At 36.0% G+C, this 24,696-nt stretch carries 33 protein-coding genes and 1 pseudogene; 7 read left to right on the forward strand and 27 right to left on the reverse strand.

The window, feature by feature from the left end; translation table 11 throughout:
* Positions 1-363 precede the first annotated feature (363 nt).
* Both MHI57_RS09570 and MHI57_RS09575 read right to left on the reverse strand, forming a co-directional pair.
* Positions 364-606, reverse strand: a complete 243-nt coding sequence (locus MHI57_RS09570; protein WP_095372163.1) for a DUF2584 domain-containing protein — start codon at positions 604-606, stop codon at positions 364-366.
* Positions 607-675: 69 nt separating this feature from the next.
* On the reverse strand, positions 676-1,440 hold the full coding sequence (locus MHI57_RS09575) for an alpha/beta hydrolase family protein (protein ID WP_095373622.1): 765 nt from the start codon (positions 1,438-1,440) through the stop codon (positions 676-678).
* 119 nt (positions 1,441-1,559) lie between these two features.
* On the opposite strand from MHI57_RS09575, the pseudogene MHI57_RS09580 reads away from it, so the two are divergent.
* The 3 genes and pseudogenes from MHI57_RS09580 to MHI57_RS09590 all read left to right on the forward strand — a co-directional run.
* Positions 1,560-1,889: pseudogene (locus tag MHI57_RS09580) on the forward strand (ABC transporter substrate-binding protein); the annotation flags it as partial.
* 228 nt (positions 1,890-2,117) lie between these two features.
* On the forward strand, positions 2,118-2,927 hold the full coding sequence (locus tag MHI57_RS09585; RefSeq protein ID WP_340976020.1) for a helix-turn-helix domain-containing protein: 810 nt from the start codon (positions 2,118-2,120) through the stop codon (positions 2,925-2,927).
* A 112-nt stretch (positions 2,928-3,039) separates the two neighbouring features.
* On the forward strand, positions 3,040-3,648 hold the full coding sequence (locus MHI57_RS09590) for a hypothetical protein (RefSeq protein WP_340976022.1): 609 nt from the start codon (positions 3,040-3,042) through the stop codon (positions 3,646-3,648).
* A 23-nt stretch (positions 3,649-3,671) separates the two neighbouring features.
* On the opposite strand, the gene MHI57_RS09595 is transcribed toward MHI57_RS09590, so the two are convergent.
* Together MHI57_RS09595 and MHI57_RS09600 are read right to left on the reverse strand one after the other, a co-directional pair.
* A complete protein-coding gene (locus MHI57_RS09595; protein ID WP_340976023.1) occupies positions 3,672-3,893 on the reverse strand; it encodes a transcriptional regulator in 222 nt (73 codons plus the stop codon).
* Positions 3,886-4,110 (reverse strand): hypothetical protein, encoded by a 225-nt coding sequence (locus tag MHI57_RS09600; protein WP_328199895.1) that lies wholly within the window; start codon positions 4,108-4,110, stop codon positions 3,886-3,888. The genes MHI57_RS09595 and MHI57_RS09600 overlap by 8 nt, the downstream gene beginning before the upstream one ends.
* A gap of 105 nt (positions 4,111-4,215) precedes the next feature.
* On the opposite strand from MHI57_RS09600, the gene MHI57_RS09605 reads away from it, so the two are divergent.
* Genes MHI57_RS09605 through MHI57_RS09615 form a run of 3 tightly spaced genes read left to right on the forward strand, consistent with a single transcriptional unit; the run spans position 4,216 to position 5,139 of the window.
* Positions 4,216-4,545 (forward strand): YolD-like family protein, encoded by a 330-nt coding sequence (locus tag MHI57_RS09605; protein WP_340976026.1) that lies wholly within the window; start codon positions 4,216-4,218, stop codon positions 4,543-4,545.
* Positions 4,546-4,549: 4 nt separating this feature from the next.
* On the forward strand, positions 4,550-4,909 hold the full coding sequence (locus tag MHI57_RS09610; RefSeq protein ID WP_340976027.1) for a hypothetical protein: 360 nt from the start codon (positions 4,550-4,552) through the stop codon (positions 4,907-4,909).
* Between the two features lie 38 nt (positions 4,910-4,947).
* A complete protein-coding gene (locus MHI57_RS09615; protein WP_340976028.1) occupies positions 4,948-5,139 on the forward strand; it encodes a hypothetical protein in 192 nt (63 codons plus the stop codon).
* A 47-nt stretch (positions 5,140-5,186) separates the two neighbouring features.
* Here the strand turns inward: MHI57_RS09615 and MHI57_RS09620 are convergent, their stop codons facing one another.
* The 21 genes from MHI57_RS09620 to MHI57_RS09720 form a co-directional block, all read right to left on the reverse strand.
* Positions 5,187-5,486 carry a hypothetical protein gene (locus MHI57_RS09620; protein ID WP_340976029.1) on the reverse strand — a complete coding sequence of 100 codons (300 nt, stop codon included), beginning with the start codon at positions 5,484-5,486 and terminating at the stop codon, positions 5,187-5,189.
* 24 nt (positions 5,487-5,510) lie between these two features.
* Positions 5,511-6,092: a hypothetical protein gene (locus MHI57_RS09625; protein ID WP_340976030.1), complete on the reverse strand. Its 582-nt coding sequence runs from the start codon at positions 6,090-6,092 to the stop codon at positions 5,511-5,513.
* 238 nt (positions 6,093-6,330) lie between these two features.
* Positions 6,331-7,179 (reverse strand): N-acetylmuramoyl-L-alanine amidase, encoded by an 849-nt coding sequence (locus MHI57_RS09630; protein WP_340976032.1) that lies wholly within the window; start codon positions 7,177-7,179, stop codon positions 6,331-6,333.
* A 60-nt stretch (positions 7,180-7,239) separates the two neighbouring features.
* Positions 7,240-7,479 (reverse strand): phage holin, encoded by a 240-nt coding sequence (locus MHI57_RS09635; RefSeq protein ID WP_340976034.1) that lies wholly within the window; start codon positions 7,477-7,479, stop codon positions 7,240-7,242.
* Complete coding sequence (locus MHI57_RS09640) at positions 7,472-7,744, reverse strand: hypothetical protein (RefSeq protein ID WP_340976036.1); 273 nt, start codon at positions 7,742-7,744, stop codon at positions 7,472-7,474. Before MHI57_RS09640 ends, MHI57_RS09635 begins: the two co-directional genes overlap by 8 nt.
* Positions 7,745-7,786: 42 nt before the next feature.
* Positions 7,787-7,915 (reverse strand): hypothetical protein, encoded by a 129-nt coding sequence (locus tag MHI57_RS09645; protein WP_340976038.1) that lies wholly within the window; start codon positions 7,913-7,915, stop codon positions 7,787-7,789.
* Positions 7,916-8,212, reverse strand: a complete 297-nt coding sequence (locus MHI57_RS09650; RefSeq protein WP_340976039.1) for a hypothetical protein — start codon at positions 8,210-8,212, stop codon at positions 7,916-7,918.
* A 10-nt stretch (positions 8,213-8,222) separates the two neighbouring features.
* Positions 8,223-11,291: a siphovirus ReqiPepy6 Gp37-like family protein gene (locus MHI57_RS09655; protein WP_340976040.1), complete on the reverse strand. Its 3,069-nt coding sequence runs from the start codon at positions 11,289-11,291 to the stop codon at positions 8,223-8,225.
* A 12-nt stretch (positions 11,292-11,303) separates the two neighbouring features.
* Positions 11,304-12,257 (reverse strand): hypothetical protein, encoded by a 954-nt coding sequence (locus tag MHI57_RS09660; protein WP_340976041.1) that lies wholly within the window; start codon positions 12,255-12,257, stop codon positions 11,304-11,306.
* A gap of 48 nt (positions 12,258-12,305) precedes the next feature.
* On the reverse strand, positions 12,306-13,157 hold the full coding sequence (locus MHI57_RS09665) for a phage tail family protein (RefSeq protein WP_340976043.1): 852 nt from the start codon (positions 13,155-13,157) through the stop codon (positions 12,306-12,308).
* A gap of 1 nt (position 13,158) precedes the next feature.
* Positions 13,159-15,999, reverse strand: a complete 2,841-nt coding sequence (locus MHI57_RS09670; RefSeq protein ID WP_340976044.1) for a phage tail tape measure protein — start codon at positions 15,997-15,999, stop codon at positions 13,159-13,161.
* Positions 16,000-16,222: 223 nt separating this feature from the next.
* Positions 16,223-16,618 carry a hypothetical protein gene (locus MHI57_RS09675; RefSeq protein WP_340976045.1) on the reverse strand — a complete coding sequence of 132 codons (396 nt, stop codon included), beginning with the start codon at positions 16,616-16,618 and terminating at the stop codon, positions 16,223-16,225.
* A gap of 6 nt (positions 16,619-16,624) precedes the next feature.
* Positions 16,625-17,257, reverse strand: a complete 633-nt coding sequence (locus MHI57_RS09680; RefSeq protein WP_340976047.1) for a phage tail protein — start codon at positions 17,255-17,257, stop codon at positions 16,625-16,627.
* 12 nt (positions 17,258-17,269) lie between these two features.
* Positions 17,270-17,635 carry an HK97-gp10 family putative phage morphogenesis protein gene (locus MHI57_RS09685; RefSeq protein ID WP_340976048.1) on the reverse strand — a complete coding sequence of 122 codons (366 nt, stop codon included), beginning with the start codon at positions 17,633-17,635 and terminating at the stop codon, positions 17,270-17,272.
* Positions 17,625-17,960: a hypothetical protein gene (locus tag MHI57_RS09690; RefSeq protein ID WP_340976049.1), complete on the reverse strand. Its 336-nt coding sequence runs from the start codon at positions 17,958-17,960 to the stop codon at positions 17,625-17,627. The genes MHI57_RS09685 and MHI57_RS09690 overlap by 11 nt, the downstream gene beginning before the upstream one ends.
* The gene (locus MHI57_RS09695) at positions 17,950-18,282 is read right to left on the reverse strand and encodes a hypothetical protein (RefSeq protein WP_340976050.1); all 333 of its coding nucleotides are present in this window, start codon (positions 18,280-18,282) and stop codon (positions 17,950-17,952) included. Before MHI57_RS09695 ends, MHI57_RS09690 begins: the two co-directional genes overlap by 11 nt.
* A complete protein-coding gene (locus tag MHI57_RS09700) occupies positions 18,260-18,523 on the reverse strand; it encodes a head-tail connector protein (RefSeq protein ID WP_340976052.1) in 264 nt (87 codons plus the stop codon). Before MHI57_RS09700 ends, MHI57_RS09695 begins: the two co-directional genes overlap by 23 nt.
* A 6-nt stretch (positions 18,524-18,529) precedes the next feature.
* On the reverse strand, positions 18,530-18,763 hold the full coding sequence (locus MHI57_RS09705; protein WP_340976054.1) for a hypothetical protein: 234 nt from the start codon (positions 18,761-18,763) through the stop codon (positions 18,530-18,532).
* Positions 18,764-18,840: 77 nt separating this feature from the next.
* Positions 18,841-20,202 carry a phage major capsid protein gene (locus MHI57_RS09710; protein WP_340976056.1) on the reverse strand — a complete coding sequence of 454 codons (1,362 nt, stop codon included), beginning with the start codon at positions 20,200-20,202 and terminating at the stop codon, positions 18,841-18,843.
* Entirely contained in the window at positions 20,192-20,770 is a 579-nt protein-coding gene (locus MHI57_RS09715; RefSeq protein WP_340976058.1) for an HK97 family phage prohead protease, read from the reverse strand. Before MHI57_RS09715 ends, MHI57_RS09710 begins: the two co-directional genes overlap by 11 nt.
* The gene (locus tag MHI57_RS09720) at positions 20,739-21,962 is read right to left on the reverse strand and encodes a phage portal protein (protein WP_445293197.1); all 1,224 of its coding nucleotides are present in this window, start codon (positions 21,960-21,962) and stop codon (positions 20,739-20,741) included. The genes MHI57_RS09715 and MHI57_RS09720 overlap by 32 nt, the downstream gene beginning before the upstream one ends.
* Before the next feature lie 50 nt (positions 21,963-22,012).
* Here MHI57_RS09720 and MHI57_RS09725 point away from each other — a divergent pair, with 50 nt between their 5' ends.
* On the forward strand, positions 22,013-22,204 hold the full coding sequence (locus tag MHI57_RS09725; protein ID WP_340976060.1) for a hypothetical protein: 192 nt from the start codon (positions 22,013-22,015) through the stop codon (positions 22,202-22,204).
* 176 nt (positions 22,205-22,380) lie between these two features.
* Here the strand turns inward: MHI57_RS09725 and MHI57_RS09730 are convergent, their stop codons facing one another.
* Both MHI57_RS09730 and MHI57_RS09735 read right to left on the reverse strand, forming a co-directional pair.
* On the reverse strand, positions 22,381-24,105 hold the full coding sequence (locus MHI57_RS09730) for a terminase large subunit (RefSeq protein ID WP_340976061.1): 1,725 nt from the start codon (positions 24,103-24,105) through the stop codon (positions 22,381-22,383).
* On the reverse strand, positions 24,102-24,632 hold the full coding sequence (locus MHI57_RS09735) for a phage terminase small subunit-related protein (protein WP_340976063.1): 531 nt from the start codon (positions 24,630-24,632) through the stop codon (positions 24,102-24,104). The genes MHI57_RS09730 and MHI57_RS09735 overlap by 4 nt, the downstream gene beginning before the upstream one ends.
* Positions 24,633-24,696 lie beyond the last annotated feature (64 nt).

The following is a 24,696-nucleotide window of genomic DNA, read 5'->3' on the forward strand; positions in this document are numbered from 1 at the left end:
TCCGACTCGAAGGTTTTTTGTTTCAATAATTTCACTTCACTCATCACTCACTGTTTATTTTTGAGGGTCAAAATACCGGTTCAACCGGCTTCGATTTCTAATAAGTGCGATTAACTTAAGTCAATCGATTAGCTAATCTCACCAAGTTGCAATCGACGGCTTGTTTCATATAGCCACCACTCACTATCTTTCCTATGTATCCAATATTCGCCCTTTATGAGTCTACAAATTAGCTGCTAACTTAAGAAACGATGATCTTTTGTTGATGGTCACCGCTTAATAAATACTTATATTCATGCAAAGTTTCAATAGACATTTGTATACAAAATAAGCACAACACTGCAAAAGCAGTCGGGCCAATTTTTAATTTGTAGTTTTTAGCGAAATCAGTTGATAAAAGATTTTCGTACAATCATTTTCCATTTCTAACTTTTGGATGCTTCCCATTCCACTGATTTCACCGTCTCTTGTTTTCTTTACTTCAAGTGGAATATTTAGTGGGTAGAGGCGGTATCCTTCTTTTGTTAATGTAAAAAGGTTTTCATTTAGCCTCTCTTCTCTTCCTTTCGTAACGATCATTGTATTTAATTCTAAAGGCATACCCATAATTGTTTTGCTCCTTGTTCATCGAGTTTTATATTACTATTGTATCTTACAATCTCTATACAATAAAGCTTATTGTTCTTTCATCCACCGCCCAAGATCACGGACAATTTGTCTATTAATAGCTGGCGGAAAATAATGCGTATATTCTTTGAAATACCATGTATCTACAGGTTTACCTAACTCTTTTAATCGCTTCTCTAAGCGGAAGGCATGCTCGACAGAAACATTATGATCTAAGACACCATGAATAATTAATACATTTGCTTGCAGTTGATTAAGTTCATATAATGGTGTGCGATATTCATATCTTTCTGGGTATTTATGAGGCGTTCCACCGATGACTCGTTTCATCATTTTACGCAAGTCCACTCTTTCTTCATATGTGAGGAACATATCGCTAACACCACCCCACGTAACAACTGAAGCCGCTTTAGGCATATGTAAGGCTGTTAATAACGCCATTACACCTCCTCTAGAAAACCCAAAGACATGTACCCTTTTAACCCGAGGGTGTTCTGCTAAAAGTTGAAAAGCTGAAAAAGCGTCATAACGATCATCACCTGCAAAATCTTCATTTCCCTCCCCTCCTTGATTGCCCTGATAAAAAGGCGCAAATACAATGAAACCTTGGAGGGCAAACTGTACAATCCGACTAGGGCGCACTTTACCGACGTTCTTAATCCCACCTCTTAAATATAGAAAACCTTCTGATACGTTTTTATTTTCTGGTTCAGCTAATAGACCTTTGATTTTTAGATCATTAGATAAGTATGTAATGATTGATAATTTCACTTGAGGATGCGGAGATGGAAACCGCCATTTATCGATTATCAATGCTTTTCCCTCCTTTACATATAGTAAAAATTTCACATGGGCAATCACACAAATTTGTCACCCTCATAAGATAGTTTAGATGCAAAAATCTAAGAAACATTGAATGAGGAGGTTCTCAAATGAAAAAATGGCTTAAATGGAGCTTCATGCTTCTCTGTATTTCTGTTCTACTCATTCCTCTTGCAGCTTGTGGAAAAGAGGATGTGACAAAAATACGTATCGGTGAGGTCACAAGATCTCTTTTTTATGCTCCCCAATATGTTGCAATTGAAAAAGGTTTTTTTAAAGAGGAAGGTTTGGATGTTACGTTAACCACCACTGCCGGCGGCGATAAAACGATGACTGCGCTATTATCCGATAGTATTGATATTGCTCTTGTTGGCTCTGAAACATCCATTTATGTTCAGGCGCAAGGAGCAAATGATCCTGTCATAAATTTTGCCCATGTAAAGCTAAACATAGTACAGGGAAATTAAAAGATAAATCATAGCCGTAAAAATTACAAAATAAAAGAGCACAACGTGTATAAGTGATGTACCACCATCCTTATACCGTTCGCCTACTCACGATAGGCAAACACTTGCTGTACTCTTAGATGTATATTATAACATCTTGGGTTATTTAGCAACGGTTTGCTAGAATGGCCGTTGCTCTTGACCCAGGAGATGTGATGTAATATGAAAAACCGTATTGATGTAATTGCACAAGAAGAATCTTATAATAACTTATCATCATTCGATGATATAGAATTAATGAACCAAACTGTACGCAAATATAGAGACGTCATAACTGCGTCTATTAAGCGTGTTGATGTGAGAAGTAGACTAATTGCATTACTAGAGATTTTAAAGCGTCATAGCTGCAAGCAAATCGGTGTGAGCTATATGTGTAAAAATACTATTGCAGCTAAGTTAGAAGTTTCTTATAAAACTGTTCAAAGATTAATAAAGAAGTTAGTTGACTTGGGTATGATTCGTCAAGTAGAAATGAAGCGTAAAAAAGATATGTTGCAAACTGCTAATGCTGTTATCATTTTACCTATAAAAGAAGAAGTGTCCAACAAGCAACCTGTTAAAAAGTCCAAGAAGTGTCCTACCATTAAAACAACTTCTAGTTCTTTAAAACAAAATATTAAAAGATTAAATAAACGTAATAATAGCGTTAAATTGTCATCTGCAAATTTTATTGCTCATTGGGTTCCAAAAAGCTTTGGTGAGTTAACAAGCTACTTTTATTCAGAAGCTAAATCCATTGAAGAGTTCTGGAAGGTAGTTAAACAATGTAATAGAGTAGTAAACCACATGAACGGTTTAAGAGCCTTTACTGAAGAGCAAGAGCTTGAAATTGGTGTCCAAGCATTTAAGGAATTTGTGATGAAAATAAAGTCTGGTGCAAAAATGATTAAAGGGGAATTTGCTTATTTTAATGGCATTGTCAATAATCTTATGGACAAGCTTTATTTTGATGACGCTTTTATGTCTCGTTAAAGGCGCAATGTTCATTTGACCATACTGGAAAAAAGTGTGTAAAATACTTTAAACTTCAATTAATTTATCCGATAATATAATTTGTAAAATACAACTATGGGGGAATTTGTGAATGAGGAAACTTATATTATTTTCATTAATTGCGGGATCTTTGACATTAGCAGCATGTAGCAATGATGACACAGCAAGTGCTGACAAAGAAAAAGAAACTAGTCACAGTGATTCGACTCAAACTAATCAAGATGACGGAGACTTTTACGAAGAAGGGTTTGGTCAAGTAAAAGTAATTGCTAATGGTCCAAACGAAGCGAAAAAAATAGATATGGGACCTATGAAGGTTGAATTAAGTAATATTCGAGTTGTTGATGTTGAGCTAGATAAAGAAATGGTTGAGTACCTTAACGATGGTAGAGAGACTTCACGAGGAATAATCATTGATATAACCGCAGAGAACACAACTGAGGATGATATAACTTTTGACCCCAACCAGGCAATTATAGTAACCGATACAGGTGAACAAATTGAGAGTGATCTAGGTTTAATGGGTGAAGCTGGCGGAGATTTCTTAGGTAAAGTAACCAAAGAAGGTTCAACATGGTGGTTTCTAGATAACATAGATAAAGACGTAAAAAAAATTACTGTTATAATCTCAGCACCTTATGACACGCAAACTGGTGAAAGTATAGGAGAAGAAAAGCGAATTGAATTTGAAATTGAATAATTAAATAAAGACGGTCTCACAAATCATGAGACTGTCTTTATTATTCTTAAAGTCCTTGGTCGTCCTTCTTCCCAATTGACATATCCATTGTCTCGTAATCTATTTAAAACTCCGCTTATAGTTGATGGAGATGCTATTCCAACCATAGTTCCTAACTCTCTATATGAAGGCGGATAATGATTTGTTGCAACATATTCCTCTAATGTTTCTAACACTTCTTTTTGTCTAGATGTTAGTTTATGCATAATTGACCCCTCTTTGCCTTTTTGGTTTTGCTACTGATAAGATTCCATCAATGCTAAATGTCCTCATCTGTTGCTTTTGCAAGTCATAAACCATCACATTATCTACTTTAATTCTCCGTATGATGACCAACCTATAAGAGATTTCTCCAGAAGTATTTAAATAAATCAGTTCAATTGGTTTACGCTCGTTTAATGAGTATTTAAACAAGTGGTTCATTCTTATCAGCTCCTTTAAGCATAATTTTACAGGAACATTCGTTCTATTTCAACTTGTTTTCGAACAAATGTTTGTATAAAATTAATCCATAAGGAGTGAATGGATATGTTAAGAGATCGTGGAAAGATGAAGTGGCAAGGATTCTTTATGAGCGAACATACTGAATTACTTAAACAGATACCAGTTGAATATGAAAAGATAAAGAAGCCACAACTTGATGAGCAGGAACTTGAAGAAATACAGATAATAACAATGGAGTCACTAAACTACACTCTTACAATTAAAATGACCATCTGGATTGATGGATTCACAAAAGCTTATGAGGGCATAGTAGATAAAATTGATCATATTAATATGTTCATCCACTTGGAAACGAACGAATTAAAAATCTTAAAATTTCACATTGATGAAGTGATATCAGTCGAAAGGGTTTAACAACATGACTAGGATTAATGAAACTGATCGTGATGTTCTTGAGCAAGCAATATACTTACCGATGATTATTATCATTCTTGAAAGAGATTTAAAGATCATTGAAAAGTCCCCGTTTAAGATTAAACAGCCTTATATTACCTTGATGGAAAATACAATAAGGAAAGTCCGAAGTGACCTAAAAGAAGTTAAAGATAAAATGCGAAAAGGGAATATGAGAGTAAACCAGATTGGACATGACGAATCGTTTACTATGTATGAGTTTCACTATAAAGGATATGATGAGCAGCATAATTATTTTAATCCAAGGATTAGGAATAAATGTGAGGAATTGTTGAATTTTTATATTAACAGGCAGGAAAATTGACCTATAAAATGAATTATTATGTAAAAAGGAATGATGTCATGAAATCTGAGGATATGTATGTTTTTGTTACAGGTGGAAAAGGTCGTAAATACTATATTTTTGCCCAAAGCAATCCAGTAACTATTGTTGGAACCTCTAACAATGGAGGGATAAAGGTTGAAGGTAATACAATAAAAGAAGCCTTACAGAAGGCATTTAAAGGAATGAAAAGTCCAAATAAAATTGATTAATCGAAAAGGTGCCCCTTTAATATGGACACCTTTTTATTATTTTTCATTTAATTAAAAATATAAACCGATAAAATAAAATAAAGGCTTATATATACAACATATACAATGACTAAGTTTAACTTATACTTTACAAACATTTTTTTAACTTTATCTGCTAAATCAAGTTTCTCGACAATAGTTATTACTACTAAACCCAACAATACTATCCAAATTAAATAAGTATTAGCGAATGCGTTCTCAAAAAAAGATAATGCCCTTACTAATAGAGTAATTACCACAAAATTTACAAACGTGGTGTATTTCTTTTTTTCCTGAGAATCTGATGTATTATTGATAGATTGTTGCATTTTACATAACTCCTTTAAAAAATATTACTTCCAATGCAAAGTAACATCATAATATTGTACTGATGAAGGGGAAGTGTAATTACTATTTTTATAACGTGTCATAGTTTCATAGTATCTTCTCTCACCATTCACATATGAACTTGAAACCCAACCACCAACATAAGTTTTATTAATTGAGCTCGCCCATGATTGAACTCTTCCCAAAGTCCAAGTATAAATTACTGACTTTGTTAATTTGCCACCAGACTTTGCTACGATAGCTGATACAAGTAATTCTGCAGCTGCTTTTGCTCCTGCATTATTATAAGTTTTATAAGTTGGTGCAATAACAGAAACATAGCTACCGCCAGAATCATTTGCAAATGGTGTGATTTTTGGTTCTGGTGATACTACATTACTATACATGCCTGCTAACTGTTCCTCAGTTAATTCAGTATTCCCAGTAAACTCAACCCCATTATACACATATGTAAATTGGTTTTCTACAGATTCTTCATAATTAACTTGATTTTCTGTCTGTTGATTTTCTACCCCATTTGCAAAAGCTGGTGTTACTGCTGATAAACCTAAGATAAATGCTGCTGATGTTAATAAAGTCTTCTTCAAGTCTATTTCTCCCATTTATAGTAATAATTATACAAAAAGTAATAATTGTACAATAATTAAAATAACAGAAAAATTCAATTTTTGTCAATATATTATTTTTATAAAATTTAAAATCTAATAAAACCGCTATATATCACAGAGATTCAAACAACTATAAGTATCCTATTAAAATCTTATTCTTATCTAATCTTTTTCTTAGTATAATAAGAAGCCCCTCGATTAAGAAGGGCTTTTATTATTACTTAACTCTTAAACTCTCGCCAACATAAATCGTGTAATTTTTATCTAGATCGTTCCAGCTTTTAATTTGCTTAATCGTGCTACCATATTTTTTAGCTAGTTCAGATACAGTTTCACCTTTTTTTACAGTGTGATAAGTAGCACCAGAAGTAATATTTAATTTACTTCCTATTTGTAATGCATCCACATTAATGCCAGGATTAAGCTTTTTAAGATTGTTAACAGTTGTGCCGTATTTTTGGGATAATGACCAAAGAGTATCACCTTTAACTACCGTATGACGATAACCTTTGCTCGGTTTTGACGTTTCCTTTTTCCTAAGGTTAAATGCTTTAACAATTCCATTAACATGACCTCTTGCAACATCATCTATAAAAGAATCTTGCTTAAGTTTAGCAGCATCCCCACTATTATCGATAAACCCATTTTCGGTTAAAATTGCAGGCATATGGGATTCTCTAAGAACATGTAGGTTCTTTTGTTTTTGCCCACGGTCATTGAAACCTGTAGCTTTTATCACTTCGTTATGAATAGCATCTTGAATGGCCAATGTGGTTTGTCCTACTCCTGGATAAACAAAATCCTCATAACCTACACCGCCACCAGCATTAATATGTGGTGATACATATACATCGGCACCCCACGCATTTGCATCATCAGTTCGATAAGTTAATGAGCGAGTTTGGTCACCTGTACGGCTCATCTTGATTTGTACGTCTTCATACTCTTCAAGATACTCTTTGATTTTCAACGCAATTTTTAATGTTAATATTTTTTCATACAGGCTATTCCCTACCGCACCTGGATCAGTACCACCATGACCTGGATCAATATAAATTTTAACCATTTAAAATAACACTCCTTTTAAATATTTTATAAAGAACAAAGACTGCCCGATTGGACAGTCTTATAATTTATCTTCTTTTTCTAACCATGCTTTTTGATTTTTTGCTTTTTGGGTAAAGCCAAAATGGTTTTTATAGATTGTATAAAGAGTGATACCTAACGCAATGCCAGCAGTTATAACAATGCCAAATGCGTCAATACTCGCAGCTGTAAGCCACTCAAACTTAACATTAAGAGTCCCTAGAAACATCATGATAGCTGACAAAAAACCTACCACTTGAGCAACAACATCCTTATTCATGCCTATCACCTCCCTTCAATTGAATTTCAAGACCATGCACCCTTTTATCTAACCTGTTAATACGCATATGAATAGCTTTACGATCATCATCACTCTCTTTCATTTGCTCACGAAACTCATCTATAGATTCTTGTAAATTGGCAATGGCATCACTTAATGGCTTGATAATAATTGCCTTAAAAATAAAAGAGATACCCCCAAAGAGAGTACCTAATATGGCTAGTAGCGCAGCCCATTCTTGTAATGTTAGTCCGATAAAAGTCAAAATTTCTCCCCCTTATACAAAATAAAAAAGCCTTACTCGGCTTTATTTAATCAAATCTTCTCTTCCTTCTGCTACTAGCAATACTCTTACATCTTCTTTCCAAAGCAAGGGCACTCTTTCATATGTCCAGTTCCCTTGAATAATTTGAGTAGTAAATAAGATAGCCAACATTTACTCACCTCCCTTCATTGAAGTTATAGCCATTTGTGAAATAAGCTCGGCTAACTCTAAAATAGCAACTGCATTTATCTCTTCCTGGTTAGGCACATTACTTTCTTTTTCTGCTTCAGCAATTAATTGATTTTGATATTCTGTATCTTTTATAAACTCATCATTTTCATATTTAAAAATATAAGGGTTACTTAAAACCTCATGATCTTCTGGCACTTCTGCTTCATACATGTTACCTGGACTAGTAGACGACCAACCGTCTAAACGGCCATCTATGAGATTAAAATAAATTTTCATAGTATCACTCCTAAAACTCATAAACTCTCGTTAAAGCTACCATATTACTAGAACCAGTATCATTTTGAGCATGACCACTAATACTTACATCATTAAAATATAGGTATTTAAAAACTGATCCAGTATTGGAATAATCATTTAATGGAACAGAAACAGAATGCGACTTCCCTTCATTCATCTCTGCTGCTTCTTTTGGTATAAATGTATAAGATACCTGTCTTTGATTCACACCAGAACCGACAGTATAGCTTTGCCATTGTAATATCCAACCATTCCTACATTTACTCAAGGGTAATTCTGGTACAATTGTTTGTGACGCCGCATCCGTTGGATATCTCGTACCAGACCAAAGTATTTTACTTGATCGCATAGGTCTGTAATTACCTTGAGTAATCTCCCATATACTATCTTCTGGCTGATAGACTGATGCTATATCTCCCTCTACCATTTGAACCCCATCACATTGAATCCATTTATCATCACCCCCACTGATAATCACTTCTAATGAATCACCAGATTCGAAGGATGAAGGGACAGTGAATGTAGTAGAATGACGAGAAACGGAGTAATCATTACTCACAGGGTCAAAAGTTGAATTGACTATTGTAGAAACTCGGTTTCCTGCTGCATTAACATGCCAAATTTCTATTCTAGGAATTCCCCCACCAACAACTTGCCATTGACGTTTAAAAAATGCGCTGACTGTATATATAGACCCCGCACCAACTCCATCATAAACATACTGCCTAACATAGTTAGCATTACGAACGATAATTGCTTTTTCTCCAAACATCGCCAACGCTTTTTTGGAATCTGGCGCAAATTGAATGGCCACTTTTGGCGAGCCCATTCTTTCCCATGGCGTATCTTCTAAATAAAATTGGTTTGGTAATATTTCTAACCAATTATATTTTACACTGTCGGAATTCAGCGAATCAGGGTCAGGCCTTATTAATTCAAACGAATGATCTTTAATGAGGTTTCGTTTTGGTGTAGCACTATATTCCATTCCACTTACATCATCTTCAAGTTTAAAGTCTCCGCCTTTTACAGATACATCACCGAAAGTTCCTGAAGCACCGACAAGATGACCCGCAAACTTAACATTTCCATCTGCATCAACGACAAACTGCCCTTGACCAACATTTAAGCCATTTAGAGATTCAATGTAACGTGCAACCAACCACTTATCACCGAATGTGGTATCTTTATCAACCTTATTAGGTCCTTGTGGTCCTTCTATTTTGCTCCATTCATAATCTAACGGATTAGTTGATTCATTAGCGGTGGTTTTATTATAGGCAATACCCAAATATTGCTTACCTACAGGTGAATCACTCATCCCACTTCCAGTTGCACTATTCGCATATTTTATCCATGTATATCTTGGCGTTCCATCTGTTCCTTTTGGCCCCTGTGGTCCCTGCTCACCTTCCACCTTTGACCAACTATAGTCTTTAGGGTTAGATGATTCGGTAGGAGATTGCTTATTATAAGCGATTCCCATATAAGGCTTACCATCTGGACTATCAGACATGCCGTTGCCTTGTGCATCATCAGCATATTTAAGCCAAGTATATAAAGGCTCTCCTTTTTCCCCAGGTGGTCCTGGAATACCCTGTGGACCACTTGGACCAGCTACCCACTCAGAACCATTCCACACCTTCCAAATGATATTATTCGGATCAGATGTATCAATCCAAATTACTTCTGTATCAGATGGTGCTGTCTTACTTTCCACACGTTTCTTCTCAGCATATTTCTTTGTATAACTAAGGGCTTTTTCTAGGTTTTCCATCGCCTGTTCAATACGTTTTTTCTCTTCCTCAGAAAGCCTTTCATCACTATAATGAATGGCTTGTTTCATTTGCTCCACGGCAACCTTGACTGGAAACTCTTGCTTTTCCACGCCTTCAATATCATCAAATTTATTTTTAATTTTAGTAATCAGCGTGGGCTGCGCTTCTCCAAATGTTGCTTCTAATAAGAAACCACTTGCTTCATATATCTCGGTAAACTCAGTAATAGGCGCATCCATTGTAATGTTCCAATTTTTATTAAACACTTCTACTACATCACCAAGACGGAAATCAACTTCATACTCAAAAGGACTTCTTAATGCAAAGCGCCCAGAATGGTCATTGATGGTGGGTGTTAATATCTGCGCTTCAAGATAGAAGTTTGTAAGAAACTCCCTCATCTTCTCTTCCCCACGCTGAATCAATAACTCTTCCATTTCTTCTTCGGTGAGTTCTTCCTCTTCTTCTGGATTCCCTACGTCCCTTGCATCAATAAATGTTTCTTTTCTTTGCAAGCCTACGCCTTGGCCAACTTTTATTACTGTTCTTTCTGCTCCTTCACCTTGACCGCCAACATACCCTACATTTTTTAGATTAAGGTCACTATCAACAAACAATTGATTTTTAATGGTTTGAAAATCAGGGCTAAAAAAAACAGGCGGCAAGCCACCTGGATTATCTTTTGTTAAATTTCTCGGTTCAACCACATCAAATATCCACTTCTTTAATGTCATGTCTGCATAAATGACAAATCCTAAGTTAGCCTGTTTACTTATACTTACGATTTCATCAGCAACATATTTATATCTTGATTCCCAACTAATTTCAATTCCTCTATTCAAGTTAGGTGCAATTTCTATTTGATCAATGCGTCTAGTTGGGTCAGCTGGATTGACAAAGTGATTATAAACATAATGTTTCATGACCGTTTCTGCGTTTCCCTGCTTACGGTCATATCCTGTATCTGAAGGTGGCACAGTTATTCTTTGATCTAATACACCATCTAACGTTACACCTGTTATTTTCCAATTCTCAGACGCCTTGCCACTCTCATCTAAGGCAATTTCACGGTGACGAATAAGCATTGCCTTATCCCCACGTTTGTTAGGGATAATCACATTCCCTTTTTGGAAGTATTCTGCTCCCTCGATATACTGACTCACATGTAATTCAAACTCACCAATCTCATAGAATTTTGGTACTATTCTTAGACTGATATATTTGTCAGTTTCATGTAATAGATTCATAAATGAATTATAAATTCTAATAGGTTGTTTCATAAAATCACCTGACTATGCCATTTTTGCAATGCGAATTCTAATAAAGTTTGTTGTAGGTAAATTGGATGCACGAAATGCAAGAGCCTGAATCGTTACCTCATCCCCTGCATTTAATTCATCAAAACCAGATTGAATGACAAAATTATCATTTACATCACTAAGTACATTTGCAGCAAGTGGGAAGGACTCTTGTCCATTTACAAATAAATAAACCTGTATATCTGAACCCGTTAAACCATCTTCTTGTGGCCAAGCAAATTCGACCCAAAATTGATAAATCCCATTCGCTTTTGCTTTAAAGGTAGTAGAATTTTTTATTTCACTTTGCTTATCCCTTTCAATTGTTCCAAATGGAATCACTTGTCGAGTTGAAGTTAATTGTATTGGATTCCTATTTATAGCTTTCATAAATGATTGATTGGGCATGGACACCATACCTACTTCATTAATTTGTAACCCTCGGTAAATATTGTGTAAAGGGATATATCCGCAAACTGCATCATTCGTTCTTTCATCTGTAATTTGATTTTGCTCAATGAATGACTTACCAGCAGTAATTCTTACCCGTGCCACACTCATTTCAAAAATATATCCATCACGTATGATAGCTGGTGCTACTGGATTACTTGCAGGAACACCTTTCTTTACATATGCATATATCCTTCTTTCCGCAGGGTTTCCATCAAAACAAATAACTATCCTATCAATACGATCTTGCGTTGTGTGAGCCACATCATGAACCAAATCCAACGCAGCAGTATTTTCATACATGTAACCATTCGCAAACATATAGCCTGCACCTAAAGTGACTGTCATGTTTTGTTTGGCTTCTACAGTCAAATCAGGAAGATTAACTGTATTTGATACACCGTTGCCAATAATTTGAGCGTGAAATCTTGCGAAATCTGCTGCCTGGTAAATCCTTTGATCTTCCTGTGTACTATCGAAAAAATAAGAGCGTTCCATATCTTCACCCCTTGTAAAATAAAAAAAAAGCACTGTTTTAAAGTGTTTTTAAACGCCTAAATAATAGCTATGCCATGCAATTGCCACAATTCCATTAGCTGTACCAGCATCAGCAATATATTTTATTTCATTTTGACCAGGTTCAAGTTTCCAAAAATCACTATAGTGATCTAGGTAACCTATTGCCTTTTCGATTGTTGCTCCATTCCTGTAAACCTCAACTCTTTTATTTTGATCATCTGTATTAATGTGTAAAACTTCATTATCCGATAAAGAGCGATTCACACGAATATATTGACCCGTTGTGACATTTATAATTTGAGGGTTTGTAATTGGTCCCTGAATATCTATCGTTACAGGTGACTCAACATCACCTTCATTTACAATGATTGTTGAATCACCACTTAAACCTAATTCAAAAGGAAACGTCATTGGTAACTTAAATAACCCTTCATATGCTCGTAATGCCCTTGAAACTTCTTTCGGATCACGCCAGTAAGGATTAGGACATTTCCAATTGATCATGAACGTTTGAAAAAGGTTTTCCCCTCTTTCAGGGAAAGTAGGCGCACCATCTAATACGCCATAGATTTCTTTTGTATCCCCATCAAGGTTTAATGTTAATTTACCTAGACCCAATTTAGGGTTACAAACACGCAGAATTTGCTTTCTTAATTGTTTCATTCGTAATAAGTCACCCTCAATAATTGTTCCTTCTAATGAGGGAAATCTAGGCTGTAGAATGGTATCTATATAGGTATCTCCATCTTGATACGGTGCTCGCTGACTTTGTATTTCAGCCGACACTTCTCCAATACCTGTTAAACTATCGATAAAATAAGGTTCAGTATCAAATAAAATACTTTCACCTCTACTATTCGTGAAAGTTAATCTTCTCATCTCACCACTCCATTGCCAATTGGCGTGCAGCTTGTTTCATTTTCCTAGCATTTTCTGAAGGTGAAGATGGTTCTGGACTCACTATGGTTATATGTTGAGTCACTCCATTACCCTTCATTGTGGCAGCTATTCCCTTCCCAATATCACCTAATGTTTGTTCATTAAGTGGGAGTACAGCTTCATTTTCTCCTGGTACTTCACCAGCCCCCTGTAAAACACCATTATTCATACCAAAGATGGTTGGACGTGTAAAAATACCACCTTTAGCATTCCATTTAATACCGATGCCAGACGGATAAGTGATTTTCTTATCAAATATAGTTTTAGTTGATGTTTCCAATGAGAATGTTGGCATTTTAGGCATTTCTGGCTTAGGGATTTTTAGTTTAAGATTTTCAAAGAATCCTTTTATATCCTCGATAACACCTGAAATTTTTTCTTTGGCAGTTTCAATTGGCAAAAGAATATTTTCTTTTGCCTCTTCCATCGCATTACCAGCTTTATCCCTTAATTCATTAAACTTGTTAATGGCACCATCTTTCAAACCCTTAACAAGCCCTTCACCACGATTTTTTAACTCATTAAATTTCCCAATGGTATTGTCCTTCAATTGTGTTGCTTTATTAACAAAGCCATCTTTTAACTCAGTAGCCTTATTGACGACATTCGTTTTAAATTTTTGGACAGCTGCTTCACCGCTATTTTTCAAATCGTTCACTTTTGCTAAACCTTGATCTTTAAGCTCATTGAATTTATTGACCGCTCCATCTTTCATGTCATTGAACCAATTAACAAAATTAGTTGCTAAATTTGAGGTGGTTTCCGATAGCCAGGAAGTAAATTGATCCCATTTATCACCTATCCAATCTGTTATAGCCCCCCAATTTTGAATGACTAATACAATCCCTGCTATAGCTGCTGAAACTCCAACAACGATACCGATAATCGGTAATAATGAAAGATTAAGTGCTCCAATCGCAACGACTAATCCAATAATAACTGGTGTTAACGCTCCTGCAACGACTAAAACTCCGCCAAATACAGTAACAAATGTTTGGATAGGTCCTGGTAATTTCGAAAACCATTCTCCTATTTCTGCTAGACCATCCACTATTGGCGTTAGAGCATTAACTAGATTTTCACCAACTGGTAATAATGACTGCTGCAGTTCACGAAAAGAGGATTCCCATTTCTCTCCTGGGGATTTTTCAGCCATCTGATCAGCTTTGCCATTTACATCATCTAATCCATCTCCGATACCTAGCAAAGAAATAGAACCTCGAATTCCTAAATCCTCAAATTGTGTAGACAATGTACTTAAAGCTTCTTGCTGTTTAGATGAGTCCATTTTCTGAATATCTTTCTGGATACTGTTCATAACTTCTGCCATCGTTACTTCGCCTTTTTCCCAACCCTTAAAAAGCTTGGCCGTATCATCCGAAAACATATCCAAATTTTCTTTAAAAGTACCATCACCAAATCGTATTTGTAGCTCTTTAATAGCATCTGCAGCTAAATCAGTGTTTCTTGCTCCGCCTTCCAACCCATTTTTTAAGGATTCCATCATCTGTTCACCTGAAAATTGAGCATCTGCGAAAAGTGGGGCATATTCATTGATTGTATCTAAAAAGTCACCAGATTTATTTAAACCATTTTCATATCCAGCACTTAATAAGTCCATTGCCTCTTCACTAGTATAACCAAATTCCATCATCAGTTTTTCAGCTGCTATTACATTCTCGTTTACATCTGTTCCAGTACGCTTGGCAATGGTAGTTAGGTTGTTTGTTAACTTGGCCAATTCTACATCATTTAGATCACTAAATGCTCTTTTAGCTAACATTACCGCTTCTGAAGCTTCATCAACTGAACCTACAACCCCATTCCTAAATACATCATCCACAACACTGTTTAGCTTTTCTGCCTCATCAGCTGATACACCTAAATTTGCTTGTAAATAGGTCTGCGAATTCCCAAATTCAAGTGAAGAATCCATTGCAGCCTTTCCTAGGTCCAATAACTGATCTGTTACACCTTGAAGAAGTTCTGTCGCTTCCATCAAGTTATTTAAATCTAACTTGTTTCCAATTTCCTCTAAGTCAGTTCCAGCATCATCCGCACTATCACCAACTTGGTCCATAGAGCGTCTAAAATTATTCAATGTACTCCTAGCTTCATTCAAACGAGTTTCCATCTGCATAACTTCAATAGAATTTTCACCATATACTCTTTTCGTTTGTTCCAATTGATTTTCTAAATTAGCAATAGTTCGTTCCGTTAAATCCATCTGTCTCGTTAACTGACTTTGAGCTAATTCAAGCTTTTCCGCCTCGCTTGCGTTCTCATCAAGTGCCTGTGTTTCCAACCTCATTGCACTTGCAAGGTTCTTTTTCTCTGCTTCAAGCAATTTAGTTTCATCTTGAAGTTCACCCAATTTATCCTTTGCATCACGAGCTTCTAATGCTTGCTCAGATAAACCACCGTTTACACGCTCTAAGGATGTTTGCAAAGCTGTCTCAGCACGCTCTGCATCAAGTAACCTCCCATACATCTTATTTAATTCCTCAGCTGATGTATTCGTATCATTTGCCATGGCTTCATATTCTTCTCTAAGCATTCGAGTACGTTTACGGGCGCCTTCCATTTGTATTTCAAGCTTTTGTTTCTCGGCTCTTAATTTATCAGTGACGGAGGCATCTCTCCCCATAGCAGCGATGTGGTTTTTATACTCTTTAGCAGCATTATTCATAACCATATTGATTTGTTTAAGTGTTTGAGCATATTGTACTTGCCCATTCATCTTAAAATTAAGAACTACGTCACGCTCTCTATTATTCGCCATGTTCTCACCTCACTTTATAAGAACGGTGTTTGATCTAACGTGTGGATCACTTTTTCTTTTTTGAGCGCATCAGGGTTGGTATATCGCAAATGCATAATAAATTGTTTGAGAAAATGATTAGGTGTAATGTTCCAGAAGTCATCCATACTCAAGCCCAACACCGTATTACCAACATAAAAATAAAAATCCCAATCCAGTTCGGATTGAGACTCTTCATTTTTTGTTAGTATGTTTTGGACTTTTTTTCAGATTTAATTCTCTCCTGGTCAGATCGTTGAAAATTTTGGTTATTAAACAGATCAATAGCGACACCAAAAATGCCAGGTAAATCTGCAATAGGGATAGACCCCTCTAATTCATGCAATGTGCAATCTGTGCCAGCACTCCTTACCATGCCATATATTAGAGCAATCATTAAGCGTACTTCATTCTTCCCAAGCTTAAATTCCCTTTTCAACATATTGTTTACATCTTTTTCGAAAATATGATACGGCTTACCGTAAGCTTCTTCAACAAACGGGAAAGATTTCATAGTGAATTTTACTGGAATTTCAGCGCCTTGAATTTTAATCACATCTTTATTGATATTTACGTTTACTAAATCACTTAATCTAGCCAATTAAAATCACGCTCCTGTTGAACCTGGGAAAAGTTCTTCTAATTGTGATTCATCACATACGACTTGTTTAAGAAAATCATTTGAAGTAATTCCAGCTGCTTCTAATGCCCCTGTATCTAATTCTGCTTTTGTCACATTATTAAATAGCAATGGATCCGCAGTAATTGTATAGGCACTATCATTTATGGCCATTTCTTCGTTTTGAGTCACCCAAGATTCTTCACTAGGTGCAATAGAACAACGAGGATACCACCTAACAACCTTAGTACCATCATTTAATGGAAAAACAGTACCTACTGCAAATTTCGGATATTCAATCACATCAGCACGCTCAAAAGAAATACCCTTTGTTCTTTTTCGACCAAAGAGCTTATCTTTTACTTCTCTATTTAACCCCGCCAAATTAAAAGCTAACCCATAATTTGTATTCTTAATAAAATTTATAATCTTTTTATTCGATGCCCACTTAGTCACATTCGTTGCAGTGGTTGAAATGGTTAAATCCGATATATTGGATTGTTGATAAATGGTTGGCTCATATGTTGGTAAGGAATCTTCTGGCTCTGGGCCATCCATAAAACAAATAAATAAGTCTTCAATACCAACTGGATACTGAATTTGTTTTCTCTCGATTGTCAATTCAATTCACTCCTAATCTATTAATTGTCCCATCATAATATCTTTAATTTTCTCAATCTCTTGATCTACTGTATTACGGACAAAGTGCTGCCCTTTTACACGACCTTTACCATTTGATTTGCGGTGACCATGCTCGACCATATACCAATAAAACTTATCACTCTCAAACTGGACAGACACATGATCGTCTTTAATGACCACTTTCAAGCTATCTCTCAAATGCTTAGTGTTTCTATCAGATTTTTTTATTTTACCTTCAAGCTTCCGAACAAAATATTTTGCCGCTTTATCAAGATTACTCTGGCTAACAATGCTATCCACACGAGCCAAGGTGTTTATATCTTCTAAAGCTTGGGCGAAACCATTGTTATTGTTCATTGGCGCACCTCACATTTGTAATAAATTGTGTGATGGTAGAATCATTTTCATCATATGGATAGCCTTCAAACTGGTCATAAGTAACGCCATATTTATTGAACACCTCTTTTAACGGCTTACAAGCCGTTTCTGTGCCGTTTGTGATAATCGCTATCTGATACAAGGGCATATCTATTAAAACACGATTTGAGGCACGTATGTGCGTCTCATTGACAAATTCGTAAACTATATACGGATAAGTCGCATTGTTAGGCTCACTATCACGATAGACTGGCAAACCTGACTCTTTCATAATGCTTCGTAATTGTTGAAAATTAATCTGCATAAGATAAACTCAACTCCATAATGCGCTCTTCTTCACGCACATAAAGGCGCTCTATGTCATAAATGCGCTCATTAATTTTGACTCGAAAATCATCCTGGTTGTTTTCTACAGCACGATCAAGACGGGTCTCTATTTTTTTCATAATCTCCTGTGAATCTTTAAAAGTAAATTTATCCGCTGCGGTAATACCAAGATTGTTATACTTTAATTCCCTTACTTTGACATATCCCGTCACTGGTCTATCTGTTTCAGGGTCAATGTATTCCTCTAAACGCATAAGTTCAGCAGTCCACTTTAAATTATTCGTCTGTCTCTTCGGCATCATAAACCTCCTGGACAAAGAAAGGAGTCATGGCATCTAATGCTTCAGATAACTCTTTTTCTGCCACACGGTATTCATACATAATCCCAGCAACCATTATGATTAAATACTCTGTTTGTTTTCCAGTAGCCCTTTTCACATATCGTTTTGCATTATCAATGTAAAAAGAGAGCATGGAATCATCCATCCCCTCTTCCCAATGAATATGCGACTTTAATTTAACGACAAGCTCATCATTCATATTTTATTATCCTCCTTGAGTAGGCCAAGGAATTGTTAAAGTATTATCATCCGATAGTGTAAATACGATATTCGTTCCATCAGATGTTGCACTTACAATACTTACACCATTTGCTCCTGTAGCACCAGGATCACCTTTTGGACCTGGTGTGCCTGCCAAATCAATTAAATCATGAAAATCTTGTTGCGTTGGCACTGCACCAGTAACAAAAACTTGTTTTAATTCATCTTTTGTCGGCAATTATTTCACTCTCCTATCTTTTTTAACCAACTATGAAACTTTCACCTATGTTTCCTTCCCCTATTGGTAGGGGAGAATCAGGGAGTTTCTGGATTCGCTTGTCCAACTTCGTAACGATATACCGCAGGCTCGAATGGAGAATATACAAGTTGTCCATCTAACAGGTTGTAAATTTGGAAACCAACTTTGTTTGTACCTGCATATTTCTCAATTAATTTTTGAAGCTCCATCGCACCAATAACGTCTTGGATATGAAATGCCTTGAAATCACCAAAATAGAATACTGGTTTAGTTGAATCAGTACCATCAGCTGCATCTGTAAAATCAAGTTTATGACCAAGTAATTTGTAACCTACACCATCTGTTGCATCTTGGTGCAATAGGGGTCGACCTGTTGTGTCAGTCATATCCTCTAAAATTGTTAAAGCTGCACGGTTGACAATCCACATTGATTTTTTAAGAACTTCTGTTACTGGTTGTCCTTTTAATTTTACAAGTTGAGAGTATAGCAATTGAGAATATCCAGCAGCATTTACATCTACAGGTGTAGACTCATAATATTTCACTGCTTTTTTCGCAAGTGCACCAGGGTTTTCATTTCCTGAATCATCACCATTAAACATGTAATTTGTTTCTTTACGGACATAAGCTTTCTTTAATTCTTCAATTACAATATCTTCAACATTAACACCTGACATTTTCATTAATTTCTTTGTAACGGTTGCCAATGCATCGAACTCAGCTGGATCAAGCAAGATTTCATCGAATTCGATAGACGTTTCAGGAATCTCATTCCCGTTTCCACGCTCTTTCTTATTAACATTAGCTTCAGCCTTTTTAACAAGGACAGGATATTTCACATTACCCTTTGTTTTATGACGAGAGCCATATTTACGTAATAAGTTTTCTTCCTGGGCATAAGTAATGATTTCGGAAGCGATAACTTCTGGAATTGTAACGGAACCATTCCCAGCTTCTACACCTAATGAGCGTGCTTCAGCTTCTGTAATTTTACCAACAACAAAATTAGCAAATGCGGAACGAACTTCTTTTTCACGTTGTTTAGTAGATTTCGCATTACGTGTAGAAAGTGCTGAATTAATTGCATTCATAGCATTTGAACGTTGCTCGGCAGAAATACCAGAACGATTTTCTGGATCTGCTGGCGGGTCCTCTGGGTCAGCTGGGGGATCTTCATCTCGATTTTCTGGATCAGCCGGTGGGTCCTCTGGGTCAGCTGGGGGATCTTCCGGATCATCACCTAACTCAGCTAATGAGTCAGCAATTTCTTGGGCAGCAGTAGCTAACTCCTGAACTTCTGTTTGTACACTTTCTAAATCTTCAGCACGAACCTCATTTTTTTCTAGCTTTGTACGCAGCTCCGTTAAACGCTGCTTATTTCTTTTCTGCATTTCAAGTAATAATTTTCTAGTTTTCATTCTCAAAAACTCCCTTTATTTGGTTTAGTATTTTTATCCTTTTTTCAACAAATTCATCAATCTCTTTACTTCTAACAAGTGCGGCTTCAGTATTTTCATACGCAGGGATACTCACAATACTAATTTCAAAAAGCTCGGCTTCAATAACTGTCCTTAAAGCTGGCTCTATAGAGTAATCCCAACTTTCTTCAGTTGCAAAGAAGCCAAACGAACATTCATTGATGTCACCTCTCGCCATGCTTTCAGCCAAATCACGGCCAAGTGAATTGTTAGGTAAATCAATTTCAAACTTTAATCCACGTTCATCTTCTGACAAAATCAATGTGCCACTTTTAGTACGACCAAGCACATGATCCCAGTTATGATTGAACAGCGCTCTAATATCTCCATTCACGGAAAGGGTGCGTGAGAAAGCGCCTGGGCTAATCATTTCATCAAAGTATTCACCAATAGATGTTTTAGAATTAAATACAGCTGCATAGCCGCTTACTCTTAGGGATTGGTTTTCACCATCACGCTTCTCAACGTTGGTGATGTCAAATGTCCTCGTTTCCTTTTTCTTTGTCATTTCCATCACCTCCCTTCAAGCTGTCATCTGTGGCTTTCTTCTCGCCAATCTTCGTCAGATCATTAGAAATATAGATAGCTTGTGATTCAGGTGTATTTTGCTTAGGAAAGCCCAACATATCTGCAACATTATCTGGTGATGTGATACCAGTACGCACAATGTTATAACCGATATTTGTTTTAGTTGAGTAAGTAACAAAGTCCAAAATATTAATCTTAAATTTTATTTTCTTATTAGAATTTGAGCCAAAAAAAAGAAGAGTCAAATGCTCTTCAAAGATTTTCATGATTGGCTTGGCTGCTTTGTTATGGAGATACATCATCGCCTTTTCTAAGTCTGCTTTGATTAGAGATGTGTATGTGTCCACGTTTATGCCCAAATACTTGCCTAAATCCTTTTTATAGACATTTAGGTATGCCAATGTTTTCTGGTCGTCTATGGGGCTTTCTAGCGTGTCTATCTCGTATCCTTTCCCTAATGGAATCATTTTCACTGATCTTGATTCCTCTATTTGTTCTAATTGGTCTAGGATGGCTTTTATTAATTTCGATTGTGCGCCATTCTGTGGGTTAATATGAGCGTCTAACTTTAAAAGGAAGGCTAACAGTCCACCCTTTTTATACTTGTCTGTAAGGACCTTTTCTGCGCTCATGACACCCTCAAGCGTATCCTTACCTAACTGCATCAAGCCAACACCTTGCAAATGGTTAGTGCCAATATTTTTAATATGACGAATCATAAAGCCAGGTATCTTCGTGCCATTAATGGTAAATTGCTCGATAAGCCTATCGTCAAGCTCCGTATACACATTAGATGCCAGGTGCAGCTTATCACCATCAAGCACAGGGAAAACTTCTCCTTGTAACAAATAAGTATTAGTCATGAGTTTAATAAACTCTGAACCAGTTAAATAATTGTTAGGGTTTTTCAAAACATTTAGTGCAGAATCATTTTTAATCTCATTGCCGTTGTCATCCTCGACAACTATCTCGGCCAACATTAACTGATTACTTATGTCTTGTAGCAACTCATAAACATCAGACGATTCAAGAATATTGTCATCGTTGACGTATCTACCACCATAACGAATAGTATTTGAGAAAATATCCTCTACCCATCCACGCTTCTCAACTTGCTTATAAATAAAATTAGATGCCCAATTTCGTAATCCCAATTTCTCACCGCCTTTCATAGGATTTTCCTCACTTCTTGTCGAATATTGCATTGAAGGAGGTGGGAAAAATGTCCAATGATGTTAACTTAAGTACGTTTCCTAGTAATAGAACCGAAGCATTAACAATGCTGTATCTTCAAAATCAAAATTTAAGTGATAAAACTCCTAGAGAAATAGTTGAACTTTATTTTTCAGTTCTAGCAGGAGTTAGAGAATCAATTAGAGAAACAAAACCCAATTCTATTAAAGCATTAAAATAATCCTTCTAAGTTCAGCCATATTATTTCCTGGCTGAGCTTCTTCTTTTACCAGTCCTAACTGGACCTTTACATTTAGGACAATTGATTCCATCTAAATGTCTATGGGTATCTATGATATTCCATTCACAATTCATACAGAAAAAACTTTGTTTCGGTGCTTTACTCATTTTTCCACCTCACCTATAAATTGATGCTAAGTAATCGTCCATTTCTTCAGGCTCAACTAAAGGATCCATCATGTTCATAGTTTCTTTATGAGCAATTAAAAAAGCGACAAACCCATCTATATGTTCGGGGCTTTTTCGCTTTGAAGGTACTTTCAAATTATTCATATTGGTAACTATCTTGGCATTTGACGCACAAAATAAAAATAAAGGATTATCCGTAAAAACCCTTTCTTGTAATAACAATGTTTCAAAATCATCAAATGGTTCATTCATTACAGTTGGAATTTGTGATACTTCAATACAATCAATACCCAGCATTCGCCACCGCTCTACTAATTTTTCAGCAAGGGCAGGGTCATAATTAATCTGACGCAAATCATAATTATCAAAAACCCATTGCACATATTCATCCACCATATCTTCATCAATCGTTTTGCCAGGACATAGTGTGACAAATCCCCTCTTAGCTAATTCACGATATGGGACATTTCGTTGCTGCTCTTTCTCTTCAATACCAAACTCAGGGATGAAATACATTTGTTTAAATTTCAATACTGGTTTTCCTTCCTCATCATAAGTTGGAAAATTAATATCTACACATGTTAAATCGGTTCGCCTAGATAAATCAATACCCACCACACAAGTGAGTCCTTCCAATTCTCCTAAATCATCCACTTCTACTTTTTCCAATTGGTCCAGTTCAAAATAAGTTTCTGCATAATTGACGAAAACATTTAAATGCTTGGAAAGAAACTCGGCACGATTAAAGCTATTGTTTCGTGCTTCTTTAAAGGCATTCTCCAAGAATTCCATATTTACAGAAACACCAATGTTAGGGTTAACCATCATCCATACTTTGCGATCTTCCCAATCGTACCCTTTGTTTGGTTCATATATCATAACAAACCAGGAATCATCGTTATTTTTCTTCAATACTTCCTTACCGTATGCATGAATTTGCGAACCAAGTGAACCCGTTTGTTTACCAGCTGTTGATGTAATAATATTTAGTGGTTCTTCTTGGGCAATTTGAGCAGAACGCAAGTTATCATATTGCTCACGATCCATTTGAGCATGGACCTCATCGAAATAGTTAATGTACGGGTTTTTACCTTCATTTCCTGCATTATCTTTCGAAAGGACTTTTAATGTATTAGCATATTTAATACCATCTTCAACAAAAGAATATTTGATAGACCTAATTGTATCTTCTTTGCCTTTATAAATTCGTGTTCCTGGTCTTAAATCTGGACTATTTTCAATGGTAAGTCCAATTGGAATGGCTGCATTTTGGCATTGTTCAAATGTATTTGCTGAAATGTAAATATCGGCACCTTTAACACCTTCACCATACATGCCATAAATAACAGGGGAACCACCCATAATTGTTTTTCCGTTTTTCTTCGGTACTTGGAGGTAAGCTGTTCTAATTACTCTTACCGCATTCCCATCTTTGTTGTATTTTTGCCATCCATAAATGTTAGCAAAAAAGAACTTTTGCCAGGATTCTAATAATAAAGGCTGTCCAGCCCATTTTCCCTTGGCATGCTTTAGAAATGTTTCTGTAAAATAAAGCATGTCATTGGCTTTGTCATTATCAAACCAAATATCCTTCCTCTTTTTCCATTTCTTATATCTTTTAATAGCTAGTTTAAGAGACTTTGGATATTTATCAGGATCCGCATCAAACTCTTTAACAAATTCATCTGCATAATTCACATTGAAATCTATCATTGGCTGCGCATCCTTCTTTGTCTAAACTGAATTAATTTATTGTTTTCTTCCTGTTCTTCTTTTTCTTTAGGTTCTTCGCTCTCTTTTGCAAGGAGAACGCCATTTTTCTTAATTAATTCCTTGTTCTTACCATCCAAACCAAGTTGGCCAAGAAGCTTCGCTAATTCTTTCCGTAATTTCTCTGTTCTTTCTTCCTGGTATTCCTCGTATGCATCTAAATAAAGCTCAATCAATAATTCCAAAGCAGGGGAATAGGTGCCAGCTTCGACTAATGCATTGACAACTTGTTCACGTCTAACGGAACGACAAGAACTTTCTTTTGCTTTTGTCGTACTACGTTTCTTCTTTGTAGTACTACGAACAACACCGCCTATTTTTTCGTTCCATTTATCACGACTCTTCCAGGCGGAAATAGTCTTTTCCAAAACATCTAATTGTTTCGCTATTTCACGATTGGTAATGTTCCCAGCGTGTTTGTTAAATAATTCAAATGCTTTATCTCTGTTAGGATCTCTTTTCCTCGGCAACCCATTCCCCCCTCTCTTTGCAGTAATAAAAAATTTCTAAAAATCAATTTGAGGTGCACGCTTG

Source organism: Cytobacillus sp. FSL K6-0129, assembly GCF_038007625.1.
Classification (GTDB): domain Bacteria; phylum Bacillota; class Bacilli; order Bacillales; family Cytobacillaceae; genus Cytobacillus; species Cytobacillus kochii.